Origin of the sequence: Streptomyces sp. NPDC048275, from assembly GCF_040652275.1 — a bacterium.
GTDB lineage: Bacteria > Actinomycetota > Actinomycetes > Streptomycetales > Streptomycetaceae > Streptomyces.
Genome location: NZ_JBEZLR010000004.1, coordinates 108,991 through 128,314 on the forward strand (window position 1 = coordinate 108,991; position 19,324 = coordinate 128,314).

General features: G+C 71.0%; 19 protein-coding genes and 1 riboswitch. Of the genes, 10 read left to right on the forward strand and 9 right to left on the reverse strand.

Annotation, left to right across the window (positions count from 1 at the left end; genetic code table 11):
* Positions 1-238 precede the first annotated feature (238 nt).
* Genes AB0D57_RS04440 through AB0D57_RS04450 form a run of 3 tightly spaced genes read left to right on the forward strand, consistent with a single transcriptional unit; the run spans position 239 to position 5,045 of the window.
* A complete protein-coding gene (locus tag AB0D57_RS04440; protein ID WP_362066875.1) occupies positions 239-1,276 on the forward strand; it encodes a MoxR family ATPase in 1,038 nt (345 codons plus the stop codon).
* Positions 1,276-2,637: a DUF58 domain-containing protein gene (locus AB0D57_RS04445; RefSeq protein WP_362066877.1), complete on the forward strand. Its 1,362-nt coding sequence runs from the start codon at positions 1,276-1,278 to the stop codon at positions 2,635-2,637. Before AB0D57_RS04440 ends, AB0D57_RS04445 begins: the two co-directional genes overlap by 1 nt.
* Complete coding sequence (locus AB0D57_RS04450) at positions 2,634-5,045, forward strand: DUF3488 and transglutaminase-like domain-containing protein (RefSeq protein ID WP_362066879.1); 2,412 nt, start codon at positions 2,634-2,636, stop codon at positions 5,043-5,045. The genes AB0D57_RS04445 and AB0D57_RS04450 overlap by 4 nt, the downstream gene beginning before the upstream one ends.
* Positions 5,046-5,332: 287 nt before the next feature.
* Here the strand turns inward: AB0D57_RS04450 and AB0D57_RS04455 are convergent, their stop codons facing one another.
* The 3 genes from AB0D57_RS04455 to AB0D57_RS04465 all read right to left on the reverse strand — a co-directional run bounded on the left by AB0D57_RS04455 (position 5,333) and on the right by AB0D57_RS04465 (position 7,600).
* The gene (locus AB0D57_RS04455) at positions 5,333-5,740 is read right to left on the reverse strand and encodes a DUF3040 domain-containing protein (RefSeq protein ID WP_362066881.1); all 408 of its coding nucleotides are present in this window, start codon (positions 5,738-5,740) and stop codon (positions 5,333-5,335) included.
* 276 nt (positions 5,741-6,016) lie between these two features.
* Positions 6,017-6,787: a methyltransferase gene (locus AB0D57_RS04460; protein WP_362066883.1), complete on the reverse strand. Its 771-nt coding sequence runs from the start codon at positions 6,785-6,787 to the stop codon at positions 6,017-6,019.
* A gap of 252 nt (positions 6,788-7,039) precedes the next feature.
* Complete coding sequence (locus AB0D57_RS04465) at positions 7,040-7,600, reverse strand: SAV_6107 family HEPN domain-containing protein (RefSeq protein WP_362066885.1); 561 nt, start codon at positions 7,598-7,600, stop codon at positions 7,040-7,042.
* A 197-nt stretch (positions 7,601-7,797) separates the two neighbouring features.
* Here AB0D57_RS04465 and AB0D57_RS04470 point away from each other — a divergent pair, with 197 nt between their 5' ends.
* The 3 genes from AB0D57_RS04470 to AB0D57_RS04480 all read left to right on the forward strand — a co-directional run bounded on the left by AB0D57_RS04470 (position 7,798) and on the right by AB0D57_RS04480 (position 11,004).
* Entirely contained in the window at positions 7,798-8,427 is a 630-nt protein-coding gene (locus AB0D57_RS04470) for a TetR/AcrR family transcriptional regulator (protein ID WP_362066887.1), read from the forward strand.
* A gap of 421 nt (positions 8,428-8,848) precedes the next feature.
* Entirely contained in the window at positions 8,849-9,463 is a 615-nt protein-coding gene (locus AB0D57_RS04475; RefSeq protein WP_362066889.1) for a DUF4126 domain-containing protein, read from the forward strand.
* Between the two features lie 44 nt (positions 9,464-9,507).
* A complete protein-coding gene (locus AB0D57_RS04480) occupies positions 9,508-11,004 on the forward strand; it encodes an NAD(P)/FAD-dependent oxidoreductase (protein WP_362066891.1) in 1,497 nt (498 codons plus the stop codon).
* A gap of 45 nt (positions 11,005-11,049) precedes the next feature.
* Here the strand turns inward: AB0D57_RS04480 and AB0D57_RS04485 are convergent, their stop codons facing one another.
* The 4 genes from AB0D57_RS04485 to AB0D57_RS04500 all read right to left on the reverse strand — a co-directional run bounded on the left by AB0D57_RS04485 (position 11,050) and on the right by AB0D57_RS04500 (position 14,321).
* The gene (locus tag AB0D57_RS04485) at positions 11,050-12,030 is read right to left on the reverse strand and encodes a hypothetical protein (protein WP_362066893.1); all 981 of its coding nucleotides are present in this window, start codon (positions 12,028-12,030) and stop codon (positions 11,050-11,052) included.
* 56 nt (positions 12,031-12,086) lie between these two features.
* Complete coding sequence (gene metF, locus AB0D57_RS04490) at positions 12,087-13,010, reverse strand: methylenetetrahydrofolate reductase [NAD(P)H] (RefSeq protein WP_362066895.1); 924 nt, start codon at positions 13,008-13,010, stop codon at positions 12,087-12,089.
* A gap of 190 nt (positions 13,011-13,200) precedes the next feature.
* Positions 13,201-13,857 carry a thiamine phosphate synthase gene (gene thiE, locus AB0D57_RS04495; protein ID WP_362066897.1) on the reverse strand — a complete coding sequence of 219 codons (657 nt, stop codon included), beginning with the start codon at positions 13,855-13,857 and terminating at the stop codon, positions 13,201-13,203.
* 92 nt (positions 13,858-13,949) lie between these two features.
* Positions 13,950-14,321, reverse strand: a complete 372-nt coding sequence (locus AB0D57_RS04500) for an Rv2175c family DNA-binding protein (protein WP_362066899.1) — start codon at positions 14,319-14,321, stop codon at positions 13,950-13,952.
* A gap of 278 nt (positions 14,322-14,599) precedes the next feature.
* On the opposite strand from AB0D57_RS04500, the gene AB0D57_RS04505 reads away from it, so the two are divergent.
* Positions 14,600-14,914 (forward strand): hypothetical protein, encoded by a 315-nt coding sequence (locus AB0D57_RS04505; protein WP_362066901.1) that lies wholly within the window; start codon positions 14,600-14,602, stop codon positions 14,912-14,914.
* Positions 14,915-15,136: 222 nt separating this feature from the next.
* Here AB0D57_RS04505 and AB0D57_RS04510 read toward each other — a convergent pair whose 3' ends face one another.
* Both AB0D57_RS04510 and AB0D57_RS04515 read right to left on the reverse strand, forming a co-directional pair.
* Positions 15,137-16,363: an FAD-dependent oxidoreductase gene (locus AB0D57_RS04510; protein WP_362066903.1), complete on the reverse strand. Its 1,227-nt coding sequence runs from the start codon at positions 16,361-16,363 to the stop codon at positions 15,137-15,139.
* Between the two features lie 32 nt (positions 16,364-16,395).
* Positions 16,396-16,812: a hypothetical protein gene (locus AB0D57_RS04515; protein ID WP_362066905.1), complete on the reverse strand. Its 417-nt coding sequence runs from the start codon at positions 16,810-16,812 to the stop codon at positions 16,396-16,398.
* A 93-nt stretch (positions 16,813-16,905) separates the two neighbouring features.
* A riboswitch (TPP riboswitch) is annotated at positions 16,906-17,017 on the forward strand.
* On the opposite strand from AB0D57_RS04515, the gene thiO reads away from it, so the two are divergent.
* From thiO to AB0D57_RS04530, 3 genes are all read left to right on the forward strand, one after another.
* Complete coding sequence (thiO, locus tag AB0D57_RS04520) at positions 17,015-18,190, forward strand: glycine oxidase ThiO (protein ID WP_362066907.1); 1,176 nt, start codon at positions 17,015-17,017, stop codon at positions 18,188-18,190. (Overlaps the previous riboswitch by 3 nt.)
* Positions 18,187-18,387, forward strand: coding sequence for a sulfur carrier protein ThiS (thiS, locus tag AB0D57_RS04525; RefSeq protein ID WP_362066909.1), 201 nt, complete (start codon positions 18,187-18,189; stop codon positions 18,385-18,387). The genes thiO and thiS overlap by 4 nt, the downstream gene beginning before the upstream one ends.
* A 3-nt stretch (positions 18,388-18,390) precedes the next feature.
* Positions 18,391-19,185 carry a thiazole synthase gene (locus tag AB0D57_RS04530; RefSeq protein WP_362066912.1) on the forward strand — a complete coding sequence of 265 codons (795 nt, stop codon included), beginning with the start codon at positions 18,391-18,393 and terminating at the stop codon, positions 19,183-19,185.
* Positions 19,186-19,324: the final 139 nt, after the last annotated feature.

Below are 19,324 nucleotides of genomic sequence, written 5' to 3' on the forward strand. Positions count from 1 at the left end.
CTCCCCGGGGCCCTCGTGGCACTCTCTCTTCACGAAAAACCCCGACCTTCCGGCTCCCAAAAGGCCGTAAGACCTGACATATCGCAGCCAGTTATCCACAGGCGGATGACACGAACCGGTAACGGCAACAAGAATGCGGGTGTGGCATCACGGGGAACTTCTCCCAAGTGGTGTCCGTGTTTCGGGGTGGGCCGGTCCGCACAGGGCGTCGGCCCGAGAAAGGGCCGAGGAGGGCCGGGTGACGACCTATGACGATCGAGCGAGCCTTACAGATCTGACCGCCACTGTGGAGCGTGTCCGCAGTTCGGTGGAAGGAGTGATCGAAGGCAAGCCTGAGGTCGTACGGCTTTCGCTGACCGTGCTGCTGGCCGAGGGGCATCTTCTGATCGAGGATGTCCCGGGCGTCGGCAAGACCATGCTCGCCAAAGCACTGGCGCGGTCCATCGACTGCTCAGTGCGGCGTATTCAGTTCACGCCCGACCTGCTGCCCTCGGACATCACCGGGGTGTCCATCTGGGACCAGCAGCGCCGGGACTTCGAGTTCAAGCCGGGTGCGATCTTCGCTCAGATCGTGATCGGCGACGAGATCAACCGCGCCTCGCCCAAGACGCAGTCCGCGCTCCTGGAGTCGATGGAGGAGCGCCAGGTCACCATCGACGGTCAGACCTACGAACTGCCCAGCCCCTTCATGGTGGTGGCCACGCAGAACCCGGTCGAGATGGAGGGCACGTACCCGCTGCCGGAGGCCCAGCGCGACCGCTTCATGGCCCGCGTCTCCATCGGCTACCCCAGTGCGGACGCCGAATTGCAGATGCTGGACATCCACGGCGGGGTCTCCCCGCTGGACGACCTCCAGCCGGTGGCGCACGCGCACGAGATCGTGAAGCTGATCGACGCCGTCCGCACGGTTCACGTCGCGGACACGGTTCGGCGGTACGCGGTGGATCTGGTCGCCGCCACCCGCACCCACCCCGACCTCAGACTCGGCGCCTCGCCGCGTGCCACGTTGCACCTGCTGCGCGCGGCGAAGGCCTCCGCGGCGCTCAGCGGCCGGGAGTACGCGCTGCCGGACGACATCCAGGCACTCGCCGTAGCGGTCCTGGCCCACCGTCTCCTGCCCACGGCCCAGGCGCAGTTGAACCGTCGTACGGCCGAGCAGGTCGTCGAGGAGATCCTGCAGCGCACCCCCCTGCCTGCCGCGCCCCAGCAGCAGCCCGGCTTCACGATGGGCCGCGGGGCGCCCGCGTACGGCCAGCAGCCGCCCCGGAGGCTGTGATGACGTCCGGGGGGACGAGCGACGCCGAGGAGGACAAGGGCGGGCTGCGCACCGCGCTCGCCGGTCTCACCACGCGCGGACGCTCCTTCCTGGCCGCCGGAGTCGCGGCGGCGATCTGCGCGTACGTCCTGGGGCAAAGCGATCTGCTCCGGGTCGGGCTGCTGCTCGCCGTGCTGCCGCTGGTCTGCACAACCGTGCTGTACCGCACCCGCTACCGGGTCGCGGGCAGCCGCAGGCTCTCTCCCGCGCGCGTGCCCGCCGGTTCCGAAGCCCGGGTCCATCTCCGGATGGACAACGTCTCACGGCTGCCCACCGGACTGCTGATGCTCCAGGACCGGGTGCCGTACGTGCTCGGCCCGCGACCCCGGTTCGTCCTGGACCGGGTGGAGGCGGGCGGCCGCCGCGAGGTGTCCTACCGGGTGCGCTCGGACCTGCGCGGCCGGTATCCGCTGGGGCCGCTGCAGTTGCGGCTCACGGACCCCTTCGGAATGTGCGAGCTGACCCGCTCCTTCTCGACGTACGACACCCTGACGGTCGTCCCGCGCGTGGAACCGCTGCCGCCGGTGCGGCTGAGCGGCGAAGCGAAGGGGTACGGCGACGGGCGGCAGCGCTCGCTCGCGCTGGCCGGCGAGGACGACATCATCCCCCGCGGATATCGCTACGGCGACGATCTGCGCCGGGTGCACTGGCGCCTGACCGCGCGCTACGGCGAGCTGATGGTCCGTCGCGAGGAGCAGCCACAGCGCTCCCGCTGCACGGTGCTGCTCGACACCCGGGGCCTCGCCTACGCCGGCGCGGGCCCGGACTCGGCCTTCGAGTGGGCCGTCTCGGGCACGGCGTCGGCGCTGGTGCACATGCTCGAGCGAGGCTTTTCGGTAAGGCTGTTGACGGACGACGGCAGTTCGGTGCCCGGCGAGGGGGCCGACGGATTCGCGGGCGCAAACCAGCAGTCGGCCGACGCGGCCGGGCTGATGATGGACACGCTCGCGGTCATCGACCACTCGGACGGCACCGGACTCTCACGCGCGTACGACGTGCTGCGTGGTGGCAACGAGGGGCTGCTGATCGCCTTTCTCGGTGACCTGGACCAGGAGCAGGCGACGGTGCTCGCCAAGATGCGCCAGCGCAGCGGCGGGGCCGTCGCCTTCCTGCTGGACAGCGAGACATGGGTGCGGGAACCGACCGACGTCCCCGGCCCGTTGGACAAGAGCGAGGATCGACTGCGCATGCTGCGCGAGGCGGGCTGGACCGCCGTGATGGTGCCACGGGGGGCGGGGCTCGCCGACCTGTGGCGGCAGGCGGACCGGCAGCGCACGGACGTCGCGTCGACCGGGAGTACAGCAGGGGGTGGAGGCTCATGAGCGGGCGCGCGCGACTGACGCTGTGCTCGGCGGCGGCCACGCTGACGGCGGCGTGCGCGCTGCTGCCGCTGGTCGGCCAGGTGACCTGGCTCTTCCAGGCGGCGTTCCTGCTGGCGGTGCAGTCCGGTGTGGGCGCGCTGACCCGGCGGGTTCCGCTGGCCCGACCGCTGACCGTGGCGGTGCAGGCGCTGGTGACGCTGCTGCTGTTGACGCTGGTCTTCGCCAGGCAGCAGGCAGTCCTCGGGATCATCCCGGGGCCCGAGGTGTTCAACCAGTTCGGGGTGCTGCTGCAGGCCGGCACGGACGACGTCGGGCGATTCGCCATACCGGCACCGCTGTCCGACGGTATCCGGCTGATGCTGGTCGGCGGTGTCCTGGTGATCGGGCTCGCGGTGGACGCGCTCGCGGTGACGTTCCGCAGTGCGGCCCCCGCGGGACTCCCGCTGCTCGCGCTGTACTCGGTCGCTGCGGGGCTGTCGGACGGCGGCGCCACTTGGCTGTGGTTCCTGCTCGCGGCCGCCGGCTATCTGACGCTCCTCCTGGCGGAGGGCCGCGACCGGCTGTCGCAATGGGGCCGCGTCTTCGGTGGCGCGCCCCGCACGCAGGGGCCGGATCCCGCGGCTGGGGCGGTCGCGCCCGTCCGCACAGGGCGGCGCATCGGTGCGGTCGCCCTGGGCGTCGCCCTGGTGGTGCCGCTCGGTCTGCCCGCACTCGACGGCGGTCTGCTGGACGGCGCGGGCGCGGGCGTCGGCTCGGGCTCCGGGGGCGGCGGCACGATCTCCGCGGTGAACCCGCTGGTCTCGCTCCGCGACAGTCTGAACGTGGACGAGGACCGCCAGGTCATGTCCTACCGCACCAACTCCGACGACACCCAGGACCTGTATCTGCGGATCGTGTCGCTGGACGAGTTCGACGGCACGGCGTGGAAGCCGGCCCAGCGGCGCATCGAGGACGTGCCGGACACGCTTCCGACACCGATCGGCCTCGGGGCCGACATCCAGCGCAGTGAGATCCAGACCAGTATCTCGGCGGCGGACTGGTATGCGCAGGACTGGCTGCCGATGCCCTATCCCGCGAGCCGGGTGAGCATCGAGGGCAGTTGGCGGTACGAGCCGGTGGGGCGCACGCTGGTCGGTGACCACGGCCAGAACACGCGCGGCGTGCGGTACGGCGTGACGAGCCTGATCGTCCAGCCGACCGCGGAACAGCTCGCGAACGCGCCGGAGCCGTCGGCAGCCCTGAAGCGCGAGTTCACCAAGGTGCCCGAGTCGCTGCCGTCGTTGGTGGCGGACACCGCGCGAGAGGTCACCGAAGGCTCGGCCAATCACTACGAGCAGGCGGTCAAACTCCAGGACTACTTCGCCGTGTCCGGTGGATTCACCTATGACACCCAAGTGCAGGTCGGCAGCGGTTCGGCCGCGATCGCGCGCTTCCTGAAGGACAGGGAGGGCTTCTGCGTCCACTTCTCCTTCGCCATGGCCGCGATGGCCCGCACGCTGGGGATACCGGCCCGGGTCGCGGTGGGATTCACGCCCGGCTCTCCGCAGGCGGACGGTTCGATGTCGGTGATGCTGCGGGACGCGCACGCCTGGCCCGAGCTGTACTTCGAAGGGGTGGGCTGGACCCGCTTCGAGCCGACCCCGAACCGGGGCTCGGTGCCCGAGTACACCCAGACGGACACCCCCGGCCTCGACGCGCCGACCGTGCCGAGGCCGTCGACATCGACGTCCGTGGCGCCTCCCGCCGCCCCCTCGGCCGACGACGACTGCCAGGTTCAAGGACAGCAGAGGCGAGAAGCGTGCGCGAGCGAGTCCGCGCTGGCCACGGTGGGCTCCAAGGACGACGGCACACCGTGGTTCCAGATCCTGGGGCTGGCTCTGGCGGGACTCGTGGTGCTGGCGGTGCCGTTGCTGCCGATGCTGTGGCGGATACGGGTCCGGTCCTTGCGGCTCGGTGCGCACGGCCGAAGTGAGGCGGACGCAGCGGCGTACACACTGGCGGCCTGGCTGGAAGTGACCGATACGGCGTGGGACTACGGGATCGTGCCGGACGAGTCCCAGACGCCGCGCAAGGCCGCCGCACGGATCGTGCGGCTCGGGCTCCTCGATGCGGAGGCGTCGGGGGCGGTGCACCGGATGGCCGCGGCGGTGGAGCAAGTGCTCTACGCTCCGCATCCCCGCCCGACGGCAGGTCTCACGGAAGACGCCTGCCGTGTCGCGGACGCCCTCCGCGCGCCGGCCAGCCGCGCCGCCCGCCTCCGGGCGCTCCTCGCTCCCCGCTCAGCCGTCAGAGTGGCCTGGACGGCGTTGGACCGCTGGGCGAGCCTGACGGTTCGCCTGGCTGCCCGCAGGGAGTCCCTGCTGCGGCGGTGGCGTCCTTCCGAGCGCCCTTCGGAGCAGAGCGGCTGACGTCGGTGCCCGTGTGGGCCTGTATCCCGGTCGGCCGGGATACAGGCCCACACGGATGCACAGGCACCGCTGACCGGGACGGCTGACCGGGACTGCTGTACGCACGCCCTCCCCGCGGTCTCGGCTCAGCCGAGAGCTCGGCGCGATCGGGCAGATACCTCATCGCCGTTGGCGGCACTCAGGCTCACCACTTCGGCGCGACTGCTTCAGGGCGTGCGTGAGGGGGTGTCCACCCTGTCGGTGGACACCCCCTCACGCGATGTCTTTGGGCTAGGGGCGCCCGGAGGCTAGTGCCCGCCCTGCTCGTCTCGGCGGCGCTGCCAGCGTTCCTCGATGCGGTCCATCATGGAGCGGCGCTGTCGGCCCTGGCGGCGCGCGGCAGGTGCGCCGGATGCACCGGGCGTGGCCGGCTGTTCACCCGGCTTGGGAGCCTTGCGCCATCCGGTGACGGCTAGCACCGCGCAGCCCAGCATGACGAGAAAGCCCACCACGCTCACCCAGATCTGCTGGGCGACCATTCCGGCCATGAGGAGCGCGATACCCACCAGAAAACCCGCGACCGCCTGGTAGACCCGTCGCCGGGTGTACGTACGCAGCCCGCTACCCTCAAGCGCTGTCGCGAACTTGGGATCTTCGGCGTACAGCGCTCGCTCCATCTGCTCGAGCATTCGCTGCTCGTGCTCCGAGAGCGGCACGGCGTCCTCCTCATCGTGCAGTCGCCGGGGCGACCGGGGGTCCCCTTAAGGATAGGCAGGGAATCGCCCCCGTGAAACCCGCCCCTCTGCGCCAATTCGCCAACCGGGACCCGCCATGGCCGCCCCGATCCACTGAGGCGTGCATTCCCCAGAGGACGGTCCGTCATGCCGGACGGTCTCCCTCGATCATACGGCGCCGAGCGCCCGATCGGGGGGCCTGTGGCGTACTCCATCTGCCGTCCCGCCCCTGATCAGGGGCGCACCACGGGAGACGGCTCAGCTCTCGTCGGCCCCCCGCGTCTCACCGAGCACATGAAGCTGCGTGGCCACGGAGTGGAACGCGGCCAGTTCGGCGGTCGCCTCCTCCAGCTTCAGGAGGGCTTCCAGGGCTCCCGGCTCGGTGTCGACGAGGACGCCGGGGACCAGGTCCGCGAAGATCCGTACGCCGTGCACGGCGCCGACCCGCAGGCCCGCGCCCTCGACGAGTGCCGTGAGCTGTTCGGCGGTGAAGCGGCGGGGCACGGGATCACCCTCGCCCCAGCGTCCGTCAGGGTCATCGAGCGCGTGCTTGGCTTCCTTGAAGTGCCCGGCGAGGGCGCGGGCCAGCACGGCTCCGCCCAGACCGGCGGCGAGGAGGCTGAGGACACCCTCGGGGCGCAGTGCGTCCACCACGTTGCGCACACCGTCGGCCGGGTCGTCCACGTACTCGAGGACTCCGTGGCACAGCACCACGTCGTAGCCGCCGCGCCCGACGACGTCGAAGAGGCCGTGCGCATCACCCTGGACGCCGTTCACGCGGTCGGCGACGCCGGCCTCGGCGGCCCGGCGCTCCAGCGCGAACAACGCGTTCGGGCTGGGGTCGACGACGGTGACCCGGTGGCCGAGGCGGGCCACGGGCACCGCGAAGTTGCCACTGCCGCCCCCGGTGTCGAGGACGTCCAGGGACTCTCGCCCCGTGGCCTTGACCCGGCGGTCGAGGGCGTCCTTGAGGACCTCCCAGACCACGGCGGTACGGAGAGAAGCGCGGGGGCGCATCGGGTCCGACACGGCAGTTGACTCCTCGGCGCGGCACCGCCTCTTGCACGGCGGAGCGATCGGGGGGCCTCCCGGTGGGAGGCTTCAGGCGCCTCCACCCTATTGCCTCCGCAGCCATACCCGATCCCCCGTCTCACGCGGCGGATCGGGTGATGAGCGGCTGGTCAGCAGGTGATGAGCGGATGGCGGGCAGGCGGTGGGCGGATGACGGGCAGATGGTCGGCGCATGATCACCGGTGCTGCGGTCCGCGGCTGCGGTGCCGCTCAGCCGGCGTCCGGTATCTCCTGGTCCGCGTCCGGGACTTCCGGGGCCGTGTCCGGGCGGGGCTGGGGCAGCACGGGCTGCAGCACCAGCATCCGCTCGACGAGGCGCAGGAACATCGCCACGTCGCGTATCAGGTCGTCGGCGTCGCGGCTGCCGGCGGCGCCCTGGATGCCCGCCTCGGCACGGGCACGGCGGGTGGCTCCGGAGGCGAACAAAGCGCTCCACTCGGCGAGTTCGGGCGCGATTTCGGGTAGCACTTCCCAGGCGCTGCGGATGCGGGCCCGGCGTCGGGGCGTGGGCTCCGGGCGTCCCCGCGCGGCGAGTACGGCGGCTGCGGTGCGCAGGGCGGCCAAGTGCGCCGTCGCGTACCGCTCGTTGGGGGTTTCGAGGGTGGCCGCCTCGTCGAGTCCGGCGCGGGCCTGGGCGAGCAGGTCGAGGGCGGCGGGTGGGGCCGTGGCCCGGCGGAGCACGGGGTGCACATCGCTCGCCGGGCCGGTCAGTGAGGGGGCAGGGCCGGGGGCGCGACGCCGTTGGGCGGCGGCTGCGGAAGAGGTGGCCATGACGAACCTCCTGTCGTCTGTGTGACGGCACTGTGGCCGTATGTGCCTATCGTGAGGTATGCCACTGACAATCCGTTCTGACCTGGACTTTTGCTTCGATCGCAGGTTCGGGTAGAGCAGGTGTGGGCCCTCGCCCGGCTGCACCCGGAGCTGAGCCTGTGACCGCTGGTGCGAGCGTTCCTGTGACAATCGGGGCCATGGAAAGCAGCAACACCACGGCAGTCGGCGGCAGCCGCCGCGAAGCGACCCGGCAGAAGCTCTACGAGGCGGCGGTCACCCTCATCGCGGAACAAGGTTTCTCCGCCACCACAGTGGACGAGATCGCCGAGCGGGCCGGGGTCGCCAAGGGCACGGTCTACTACAACTTCGCGAGCAAGTCCGTCCTCTTCGAAGAGCTGCTGCGGCACGGCGTGGGACTCCTCACCGCCTCCCTGCGGGAGGCGGCGGAAGAAACCGCACGGGACGGCGGAACCAAGGTCGACGCGCTGGACGCGATGATCCGGGCCGGGCTCGTCTTCATCGACTGCTACCCGGCCTTCACGCAGCTGTACGTGGCCGAGTTGTGGCGCACCAACCGTGCCTGGCAGTCCACGCTCCTGGTGGTCCGGCAGGAGGCGGTCGCGGTCGTCGAGGGCGTGCTGCGCGACGGGGTCGCCAACGGCGAACTCAGCGACGAGATCGACATTCCGCTGACGGCGGCAGCGCTGGTCGGCATGGTCCTGGTCGCCGCCCTGGACTGGCAGGCCTTCCAGCCGCAGCGTTCCCTGGACGACGTCCACGCAGCGCTGTCGCGGCTGCTCCAGGGGCGTGTGAGCGGCAACCGGTAGTTCCGCCTCCGCCGGAAGTGCACCGAACACGAAAGCGCCGGTTCGCTGTGGCCGCGTCCCCCGCGGGCCACCTCGAACCGGCGCTTCGCCGTGCTCCCCCGTTACTTCCCCCGTACTCCCCCGTGCACCCCGTGCACCCCTGTACTCCCCCGTTGGGCCCCGTTCGGTCGTCCCCCGGGTTCCCCCGTGCCTCGCTCCCGCCGACCGTGTCGGCGGAAGGAGCGGTCAAGGGCGCGAGGACCGTTCCGCCGCCCCGTGTCGGCGGTACCGGAGCCGCGCCCCTTTCCGTGCCTCCACTCTCTCGTTCGCGCAGGTCGGGCCCCATCCGCGCGCGTACTCATCTCACCCCCTAGGTACGGATACTCAGCCGTCCGCACTCATGCCCAGGACGCACCGTCGTCAACTGGTTACGATCGCGTCCGTGTCCGTACTCCCCCTGGTCTTCACCAGCGGCTGGGCCAGCGGCATCAACGCCTACGCGGTGGTGTTGCTCCTCGGTCTCTTCGGCGCGACCGGTTTGAGCGACGACGTCCCCGAGTCCCTGCAGCGCCCCGAGATCCTTGTCACAGCGGGCGTTCTCTTCCTCTGCGAGGCGGTCGCCGACAAGATCCCGTACGTGGACTCGGTGTGGGACTCGGTGCACACCGTGATCCGGCCGGCGGCGGGTGCGTGGGTCGGGGCGCTGCTCGCCGGGCAGAGCGCTTCGCTCTCCGATCTGGCGGCGGGCGCGATCGGCGGTTCGACGGCGCTGGCGAGCCACACGGTCAAGGCCGGCACGCGGATGGCCATCAACACCTCGCCGGAGCCGTTCACCAACATCATCGTGAGCACCGCCGAGGATCTCGGGGTCGCCGGGATCCTCACCTTCGCGATGTTCCACCCCGAGGCTGCAGCGATCATCGCGGCCGTCCTGCTGCTCGCCGGGCTGATCCTGCTCTTCTTCCTGGTCTCGCGGATCCGGCGGTTCCTGCGCCGCAGGGCGCAGCGCCGGGAGGAGAAACGGCTTGCGGCGCGGATCGAGCGGCCGCCCGACTGACCACCGCGGGCGGGCTGTCAGTGGTGGCCGATAAAGTCGCGGGCATGGGACGGATTGCGGTGATCGGCGCCGGGATGGGCGCGATGGCGGCCGCCGCCCGGCTGGCCGTCGCGGGCCACCGGGTGGTGGTGTACGAGCGTGCGGAGACGTACGGCGGTGCGGTGCGCCGCTTCGAGCGCGACGGCTTCGCGTTCGACACGGGCCCGGGACTGCTGACGCTGCCCGCGGTCTACCGCGATGTGTTCGTCAAGACGGGCAAGGAGCCGCTGGAGGCGTGCGTCGAGCTGGTCCAGGTGGACCCGTCGTCGCGCCATGTCTTCGCGGACGGGACGGAGGTCTCCTTGCCGAACGCCTCGCGCGCGGGCGTCGTCGCCGCCCTCGACGAGGCTCTCGGGGCGGGCGCGGGCGAGCGGTGGGGCGACTTCCTGGTGCGGGCACGCGAGGCCTGGGACCGCACGCGCCGGCCCCTCCTGGAGGAGCCGCTGTGGCCGAACTGGTCGGTGCTCGCCGAGCGTGAGCCCTACCCCTCGCTGCCGCACAAGAAGCTGCTGCGCACCCGCCGGGCCGCCACCCTCGACGAGCTCGGCGCATGGGAGTTGCGCGACGTGCGCCTCACGGCCCTCCTGGAGAGCCACGCCCTCACACACGGGCTCGATCCACGTGTCGCTCCGGCGAGCGCGGCCGTCCTGCCGTACATGGAGCACGCCTTCGGCACCTGGTATGTGCGCGGCGGCATGCGGGAGTTGGCGCGCGCGGTGTACGAGCGGTGTCTGGCCCGGAGGGTCGAGTTCTCCTTCGGTGCCCGGATCACGGGGATCGTGGAGAAGGACGGGCGGGCGGCGGGCGTGGAGCTCGCCGACGGGACCGTCGCCGACGCGGACTTCGTCGTCGCGGGTGTCGCTCCCGGCGTGCTGGACGGTCTCGTCACCCCCGGGACGGCGGTGCGGGGCGGTGGCGAGGTCTCGCCGCAGCGCGGGGCGCCGAGTCGGCTGACCGTGCTGCTGGCGCTGCGCGGTGGGCGGCCCGAGGGGACGGCACATCGGACGGTGGTGCACGCGACCGACCGCGAGGAGGAGTTGAACCGGGTCTTCGGTGAGCGTCCGGGGCTGCCGGCCGCGCCCACCGTGACGGTGTCGCGCCCGGACGACCCCACTCTGGTGCCGGACGGGGAGCACGAGGCGGTCACGCTGACCGTCACGGTCCCGTCGGGCCTGCACCTGTCCGGGTCCGACGTCGAGCGGGTTCTCGGCGTCGCCGAGCGCGCCATACCGGACCTGCGGGACCGTCTCCTGTGGCACGAGGTCCGCACCCCGGCCGACATCGCGGAGGTTACGGGCGCGGACGGCGGTGCGGTCCCCGCTCCGGCGCTCGCCGCGGCCGACGGCCGTCTGCTGCATCCGTCGAACAGCACCCGTATGCCCGGTCTGTTCGCGGTCGGCGGCTGGGCCCACCCCGGCGGCGGCCTCCCGCACGCGGGCATGTCGGGCGCCCTGGTGTCCGGACTGATCGTGGAGGGCCCGGAGTTCAGGGGCTCTCAGTGAGCCCTCCGGCGCCCTGAGCCGCGGCTGCCCGCCGCCGCGGCGGGCCTAGTACCGGTACTGCTCGTCGTACCCGGTGCCGTTGCCCGTGCCGTTGCCCTCGTACGGATACGGCTGCTCCGGGGGGAGTTCGCCGCCGTACGCGTCGTCGGTGCTGCGCTGCTGCGGGACCCAGACGCCACCGGCCGGGGTCTCGCCGCCGTAGCCACCGGTGGCGTACTGGTCCTGCCCGTACCCCTGCTGCTGCATGTACTGCTGCTCGCCGCCACCGTAGGTCGTGTCGTACGAAGCGCCGCTGTAGGTCTGCGTGCCGATGTACGGGTCGGAGTAAGCGGCGTACTGCTGCTGGCCGTTGTCGTAGGCGTACTGCTGCTGGTCGTAGCCGGAGTAGCCCTCGTACGCGTAGGCCTGCTGGTCCTGGGGCTGGGCCGCGTTGGCGTAGGACTGGTCCGCGGCGGCCGCGTGGGCGGCGTTGCTGTAGATGCCGTAAGAACCGGTGTCCTCCGGCAGAGGCTGCGGCTCGTAGACGGCAGTGGACTCGGCGGCCGTGGAGTCGCCGGAGCCGGGCGGCATGAACCGGTCGGACTGCGCGGGCGAGAACACGTCGTCCTCGCGGGCGTAGTCGTCACCCTGCGGATACGCGGCGCCCGCCGCCATCCCTTCGGCCGTTCCCTCGGCCGCTTCGAGGTCGGAGACCTCCAGCGTCGGGTCCTGACGGTCCGGCTCACCGCGGCGGCGCTTGCTCTTGCCGCCCGTGGCGTTGTCGGCGCCCTGGCGGTTGCCCACGGCCCAACCGGCCGCGAAGCCACGGCGGAACGACAGCGTGACGTATGTCTGGCCGACCGCGAAGGCGGCCGCGCCCAGGCCGATGACCACCACGGAGGGGATCAGCACACCCAGAACCACACCGAGGAAGCCGACGAAGGCGAGCAGGCGCCAGCGCAGTCGCGCCTTGTACTGCAGCAGGACCTCGCCGAGCAGCCACAGCGCGACGATGCCGAAAGCGATATAGAGGACCGTCCAGCCCATGTACGCCCCTCTCCCAGTGGCCGCTACGCAGTGTGTCGTACGTGGGTGCGACCGGTCTAGGCCTGCTGCGGGTGGTGCAAGCCGAGATTCTCGTAGATTTCCAGGGTCGCCGTGGAGTTGTTGAGCGTGATGAAGTGCAGTCCGGGGACTCCCTCGTCCAGCAGCCTCGCACAGAACTCCGTCGCGAACTCGATGCCAATGGAGCGTACAGCCGCCGGATCGTCTTTGGCTGTGAGGATCCGCTCTTTCAGGGCATCCGGGAACGCGGCGTTGCTGAGCTTGGGAAGTCGTTCCAACATCTTCACACTTGTCACCGGCATGACTTCGGGAATCACCGGTGTCGCGCAGCCGGCCGCCACGACGCGGTCGCGCAGACGCAGGTACGACTCGGGCTGGAAGAACATCTGGGTGATCGCATAGTCCGCGCCGGCCCGGCACTTGTCGATGAAGTGTGCGACGTCCACGTCCCAGTCGGCGGAGCGGGGGTGCATCTCCGGGAAGGCGGCGACGCCGACGCAGAAGTCGCCCGACTCCTTGATGAGACGGACGAGTTCGGCCGCGTAGGTGAGGCCTTGGGGGTGCGGCACCCACTCGCCCATGGGGTCGCCGGGCGGGTCGCCCCGGACCGCGAGGATGTTCCGGATACCGGCGTCCGCGTACTGGCCGATGATGTTGCGCAGTTCCGCGATGGAGTGGTTGACCGCGGTGAGGTGGGCCACCGGGGTGATCGTCGTGTCGACGACGATCTGTTCGGCCTCCTTGACCGTGCCCGCGCGCGTGGAGCCACCGGCTCCGTAGGTCACGGAGACGAAGTCGGGCGCGACGGCCTCGACCCGGCGGAGCGCGTTCCACAGGCTCCGCTGGCCCTTGGGGGTCTTCGGCGCGTAGAACTCGAACGAATACGTCGTCTTGCCGGTCGCGAGCATGTCGCGCACGGTGCGTGCGCGGTCAGTCCTGGTGGAAGCAGATCCGAGGGCCATACCCGCAGGTTAGCCAGGGGGCGCCGGTCACCCAACCGAACTGAAGAGAATTGTCCGATATGTCGATTTGTTGTCCACCCCTCGGACAGGCATCGGACAGCCATCGGGCACCTCGGGCACCCTCGGGCACCCTTGGGTAAACGATCGAACAAACCGTCGGACAACAACTGATCCGGACGACCGTGCGGAGCTATGCGTGACGCAGCCGCTTCGCGAATTCTCCCGCCGCCGCTGCCGGATCGTCCGCCTCGGTGATCGCCCGCACGACGACGACACGGCGGGCGCCCGCCTCCAGTACCTCGTCGAGATTGCCGAGGTCGATGCCGCCGATGGCGAACCAGGGCCGGTCCGTGCCCAGTGCGGCGGTGTGACGGACCAGGTCGAGGCCGGGTGCGTGGCGGCCGGGCTTGGTGGGGGTGGGCCAGCAGGGGCCGGTGCAGAAGTAGTCCACACCCTCCTGGACGGCGGCGGCCTGGGCCTCGGACTCGGCGTGTGTGGAGCGGCCTATCAGTACCTCGTCACCGAGGACGGCGCGGGCCGCCGGGACCGGGAGGTCGCCCTGGCCCAGGTGCAGGACGTCGGCGCGGGCCGCGTGGGCGACGTCCGCACGGTCGTTGACCGCGAGGAGCTTGCCGTGGCGGGCGCAGGCGTCCGCGAAGACCTGGAGGTGCTCCAGCTCCTCTGCTGCCTCCATACCCTTGTCGCGCAGCTGCACGATGTCGACGCCGCCCGCCAGGACCGCGTCCAGGAACTCGGCCAGGTCGCCCTGGCGCTTACGGGCGTCCGTGCAGAGGTAGACGCGGGCGTCGGCGAGCCGGGTGCGGGCGGTGACGGCGTTCTCGGGCATGCGTGTGTCCCCCGTGGTGCGGTGCGTACGGACCACGTCGACCCGGGGTGGTCCGGGGCCGATCGTGGTCCGTACGCCGGACGGTTGTCGGATCAGACGGCGAGCGCCTGGGCGCGGCGCTTCACCTCCGTGCCGCGATTCTCGCTCAGAGCCTGCGCGGGGGTGCCGGGCAGGGTCGGGTCGGAGGTGAAGAGCCACTCGAGCATCTCTTCGTCGGAGAAACCGTCGTCCCGCAGGAGCGTCAGGGTGCCGGACAGGCCCTTGACGACCTTTTGCTCGGCCCCGTCGATGAAGGCGGCGGGGACGTGCAGCGCGCGGTTCTCACCACGGCGTACGGCGATCAGCTGGCCCTCCTTGACCAGCTGCCGGACGCGGGTCACCTCGACATCGAGCATTTCCGCGATGTCGGGGAGGGTGAGCCAGGCGGGGACGAGAGCATCGATCTTTGCGTCAATCTCGGTCACGGGACAAGCCTGCCATCCCCGACTGACAGTCGGTACCCGAGCACCCTCCGAGCCGGGTTCCTGTGACTGGTCGAGATCCATGTCACCTGGTTGCGATATCTGCCACCGGCGCCCAGTTCGGCGGGCTGCCATCATGCTGAGATGGCCCACGACATAGTGTTCTTCCTCGCTCCCGACGACGAGTCTGCCGCTGCGACGCGCCGGGGGGACCTGGTCAGGCCTTTGAGTCTGTGAGCTGCCGTTTCATTGAGCCGGACAGTGCCATCGCGGAGTGGGACATGTACTTCAAGGAGCCCTCTGCCGAGGTCCCGCCGATTGAGCAGCTCCTTGGGTGGTCGTGGCCGGAGTGGGTCACTGCCCCCTTGAACGATGGCGTTGAGGTGTTCGCTCTGCCGCAGCGGTTGACGCTGGCGTTGGCCAACGCCAGCTCCACCGAGCTGGAGGAGCTGGCAGGTCGCTGGACCGCGAGGCTCAGGTCTGCCGACGGGGACGATATGACCGACGATGATCTACTGGCGGTCCTGCAGGGAGTGTCCCGGCTAGCGGCGTCTGCGGTGAGCACGGGTGGTGGCCTCTACAGCTGGAGCGTCTGACCGTCCGGTGGAACCTCTTCGGGCAGTGGCATCGCCATCGGCTTGGGCGACAACCGGGCTGAAAAGTCGGATCAGGTGACAACAAGGCCGACCATCTGGTGACAAGCAACGTGCCCACCGAGCTGCTCAAGCCCAGGTCTGCTGGTGAGCCGCTGACATCTATCTCGACCAGTCACAGTTCCGAGTCGCGCAGATCGCATACGTTTTCGATTGCCCGCACCGCTACGCCGTCGCGTCCTTCAGGGGGCGGGACGGATCCGACAGCAGTTCCGGGTTCATCGGCGTACCCGCCTCGATCAGGCGGCGCCCCTGGGCCAGGTCCCTGGGCCGGCCGACGGCGAGGAGGGCGACGAGGCGGGCCTCGCGGAGCCAGCAGACCGTCCAGCCGGCGCCCGACGGGTCGCCGCGCCAGATCGTCGTGTCGGCGAACGCATGGTGGCCGGCGTACTGGACGAAGCGGCCGAACTGCTCGGACCAGAAGTACGGGACCGGGTCGTACGCCGCCGGCACCTCGCCGATGATGTTCGCCGCCACCGTGCGCGGGCCCTGCAGGGCGTTGTCCCAGTGGTGGACGAGGAGTCGCTCCTCGTACCGTCCCGAGGGGAAGGAAACGCAGTCGCCCACCGCGTAGACGTCCGGCACGGAGGTGCGCAGGTGCGCGTCGGCCACGACCTCGCGGTGGGCCCCGAGCTCGATGCCTGAGTCGGCGAGCCAGTCAGTGGCGGGGCGGGCGCCGATACCGACGACCACGGCGCCGGCGGGCACCCGGGAGCCGTCGTCCAGGATCACCGCGCCGGGCTCGACGCTCTCCACGCGCGCGTGGGTGCGCAACGACGCCCCGCTGTCGGCGTACCAGGCCGTCATGGGGTCGGCCACCTCGGCGGGCAGTACCCCGGCCAGCGGCCGGTCGGCGGCCTCGACGACGGTCACCGCGCACCCGGCCTCGCGCGCCGCGGTGGCGAACTCCGCGCCGATCCAGCCCGCCCCGACGACCACGATGTCGTGCTGCCGGGCTAGCACGGGGCGCAGCCGCTCGGCGTCGTCCAGGGTGCGCAGCAGATGGACGCCGGGTACGCCCTGCGCGCCCGGCAGCTGGATCGGTTCCGCCCCGGTCGCCAGGACCAGCACGTCGTACGGCACCGGCCCGGCCTCGGTGTCCAGCTCATGGTCCGCGGGGCGCACGCCCAGCGCCTCGCAGCCGAGCCGCAGTTCGATGTCCAGTGCCTCGAAGTCGACGTCGAAGGCGGAGCCCTCGGCCTTGCCGAGCAGCACCGCTTTGGACAACGGCGGGCGGTCGTACGGTTGGTGGGGCTCGGCGCCGATCAGCGTCACGCCGCCGGTGAAGCCCTTGTCGCGCAGGGCCACCGCGGTCTGCACTCCGGCCATGCCCGCGCCAACGATGACGACCTGCCGTCCCGTACGCCCCTGTGCCTGCGTCTGCTCGCTCACCTGATCACCATAGACACCTGAAAATCCGTCAGTCAGCGGACGTGCTCAGTGACCTGTTCCACATTGCCCGTCGAACGTGCGATCTGTTCGACCTGTTCGACCTGTCCGGCCTGCTCCACCTGTTCCACCACGCTCGTCCCACTGCCCGCCTGAGACTCCCACTCCCAGGTCTCCTCCAGGCGCAGCCGCCCGTCGGGAAGCTCTACGACGAGCGACACGCAGTGCCCCGAGGACGTGGCGCCGCCCCGCTTCAACTGCACGTACCGGAAATCGAGGCGGTCGCCCTCCCGCGTCCCCACGAGATGGCCCCGCACGACATCCCCGCCCGCGTACTCGGCCCAGATCTCGCCGTCCCGCTCGTGATAGGCGAACCGGGTGCGGGTACCCACCTGTCCCGGCGCCTGATCGGCGACCGGGGCGAGGACGAGTCCGTCGAGCGAACGGGCCATGGACGGAGGCTCCCTTACTGAGACATACGGCAGCGGGCTACGCTAGCCAACGTGCTGCATCTCCCGGGGGACGCCCCCCGGACCCCAGCACAGAAAACCACTCGCGGGAGCCCGGACGCACCGGGCTGAGAGGGAGGCTGGCGGCCTCCGACCGTACGAACCTGATCCGGGTCATGCCGGCGAAGGGAGGGGCTGGACGCCCATGTCGCCTACACGTACACATACCTCAGACGTCCTTGTCATCGGGGGCGGAATCATCGGTCTCGTCACGGCCTGGCGGGCCGCTCAGCGCGGGTTCGCCACCGCGGTCGTGGACCCCGAGCCCGGCGGCGGAGCCGCGCGCGTGGCGGCCGGAATGCTCGCCGCCGTCACCGAGCTGCATTACGGCGAACAGACCCTGCTGGGCCTGAACCTCGCCTCCGCGCGCCGTTATCCCGACTTCGTGACCGAGCTCACCGAGGCGACGGGCCAGGATCTCGGCTACCGCCGGTGCGGCACGCTTGCGGTCGCGCTGGACGCCGACGACCGCGCCCATCTGCGCGAACTGCACGCCCTGCAACAGCGGTCGGGGCTCGACTCGGAGTGGCTCAGCGGTCGCGAGTGCCGCCGTCTGGAGCCGATGCTCGCGCCCGGTGTGCGCGGCGGGCTCCGGGTCGACGGTGATCACCAGATCGACCCACGGCGGCTGGCGAAGGCCCTGGTCACAGCGTGCGAGCGGGCCGGAGTGAGGTTCCACCGGGCGTGGGCGGAGCGGCTGACCGTCGTACGGGATCGGGCCGCCGGGGTCGTCACCACGGACGGCGACCGGCCGACGGCGGGGCAGGTGGTGCTCGCCGCGGGAAGCCTCAGCGGGAAGCTCGCGGGCGTCCCCGACGACGTACTGCCGCCCGTGCGTCCCGTGAAGGGGCAGGTGCTGCGGCTGAGCGTGCCGCAGCGGTACGCGCCCTTCCTGAACCGGACCGTGCGGGCCGTCGTGCGCGGGAGCCAGGTCTATCTGGTGCCGCGCGAGAACGGCGAGCTCGTCGTGGGCGCCACGAGTGAGGAGCTCGGCTGGGACACCACGGTGACCGCGGGCGGGGTCTACGAGCTGCTGCGCGACGCCCATGAGCTGGTCCCCGGGATCACCGAGCTGCCGCTCACGGAGACGCGCGCCGGGCATCGCCCCGGTTCGCCCGACAACGCGCCGCTGCTCGGGCCGACCGGACTCGAGGGGCTCCTGCTGGCCACCGGCCACTACCGCAACGGCGTCCTGCTCACGCCCGTCACCGGGGACGTGATGGCGCACGTCCTGACCACGGGGGAGCTCCCCGATGTGGCCCGCCCCTTCACCGCCGCGCGTTTCAGCGCCGCCGCCGTCCGCACGGAGCAGCCCGCATGAACATCTTCGTCAACGGAGAGCGGCGCCCGATCGCCGCCGACACCGCCCTCGACACGCTCGTCGCCACCCTGACAGCGGCCCCGTCCGGTATAGCCGCCGCACTCAACGAAACCGTCGTCCCGCGCGCGCAGTGGTCGTCCACGTCCCTCTCCGAGGGAGACCGTGTCGAAATCCTCACCGCCGTCCAAGGAGGCTGACCCATGGCCGACGATCCTTTTGTCCTCGGGGGTACGACCTTCTCGTCCCGTCTGATCATGGGTACGGGGGGTGCGCCCAGCCTCGATGTCCTGGAGCGGGCGCTCGTGGCGTCCGGCACGGAGCTGACGACGGTCGCGATGCGACGCGTGAACCCTTCGGCGCACGGGTCGGTGCTGTCCGTGCTCGACCGGCTCGGCATTCGCGTGCTGCCGAACACGGCGGGGTGTTTCACCGCGGGAGAGGCCGTACTGACCGCCCGGCTCGCGCGCGAGGCGCTCGGTACCGAGCTGATCAAGCTGGAGGTCATCGCCGACGAGCGCACGTTGCTGCCCGATCCGATCGAGCTGCTGGAGGCGGCGGAGGTGCTGGTCGACGACGGGTTCACGGTGCTGCCGTACACGAACGACGACCCCGTGCTCGCGCGCAGGCTCGAGGACGTCGGGTGCGCCGCGATCATGCCGCTCGGGTCGCCCATCGGGTCCGGGCTCGGGATCCGGAACCCGCACAACTTCCAGCTGATCGTGGAGCACGCGCGCGTGCCGGTGATTTTGGACGCGGGGGCCGGTACGGCGTCGGATGCGGCGTTGGCGATGGAGCTCGGGTGTGCGGGTGTGATGCTCGCCTCCGCTGTGACGCGGGCGCAGGAACCGGTGTTGATGGCGGAGGCCATGAAGCATGCGGTGGACGCTGGGCGGCTTGCGTGGCGTGCGGGGCGGATTCCTCGGCGGCGCTTTGCCCTGGCCTCGTCTCCTGAGGAGGGCGTGGCGCGGTTGGATCCCGAGCGGCCTGCCTTCTAGCCTCCGGCGCTGCGGTTTTTTCTCGCGCCCGCGCACCGCCCGTTTCCGGTCGATCGGAAGGTGGGCGTCGCCCGTGGGGGCAGCTCGCCGTCGGCGGGTGCGGCCTGCGTTGTCGTGGACGGGGGGCGAGGTGCGTCAC

Bases quoted from the DNA above. Each gene is read 5' to 3' on its own strand.
- thiE (WP_362066897.1), bottom strand. From the start codon at position 13,857: ATGCCCGAGAACGCCGTCACCGCCCGCACCCGGCTCGCCGACGCCCGC.
- AB0D57_RS04515 (WP_362066905.1), bottom strand. From the start codon at position 16,812: ATGGCCCGTTCGCTCGACGGACTCGTCCTCGCCCCGGTCGCCGATCAG.
- AB0D57_RS04450 (WP_362066879.1), top strand. From the start codon at position 2,634: ATGAGCGGGCGCGCGCGACTGACGCTGTGCTCGGCGGCGGCCACGCTG.
- AB0D57_RS04480 (WP_362066891.1), top strand. From the start codon at position 9,508: ATGGGACGGATTGCGGTGATCGGCGCCGGGATGGGCGCGATGGCGGCC.
- AB0D57_RS04505 (WP_362066901.1), top strand. From the start codon at position 14,600: ATGTACTTCAAGGAGCCCTCTGCCGAGGTCCCGCCGATTGAGCAGCTC.
- metF (WP_362066895.1), bottom strand. From the start codon at position 13,010: ATGGCCCTCGGATCTGCTTCCACCAGGACTGACCGCGCACGCACCGTG.
- AB0D57_RS04465 (WP_362066885.1), bottom strand. From the start codon at position 7,600: ATGGCCACCTCTTCCGCAGCCGCCGCCCAACGGCGTCGCGCCCCCGGC.
- thiS (WP_362066909.1), top strand. From the start codon at position 18,187: ATGAACATCTTCGTCAACGGAGAGCGGCGCCCGATCGCCGCCGACACC.
- AB0D57_RS04530 (WP_362066912.1), top strand. From the start codon at position 18,391: ATGGCCGACGATCCTTTTGTCCTCGGGGGTACGACCTTCTCGTCCCGT.
- AB0D57_RS04445 (WP_362066877.1), top strand. From the start codon at position 1,276: ATGACGTCCGGGGGGACGAGCGACGCCGAGGAGGACAAGGGCGGGCTG.
- AB0D57_RS04470 (WP_362066887.1), top strand. From the start codon at position 7,798: ATGGAAAGCAGCAACACCACGGCAGTCGGCGGCAGCCGCCGCGAAGCG.
- thiO (WP_362066907.1), top strand. From the start codon at position 17,015: ATGTCGCCTACACGTACACATACCTCAGACGTCCTTGTCATCGGGGGC.
- AB0D57_RS04485 (WP_362066893.1), bottom strand. From the start codon at position 12,030: ATGGGCTGGACGGTCCTCTATATCGCTTTCGGCATCGTCGCGCTGTGG.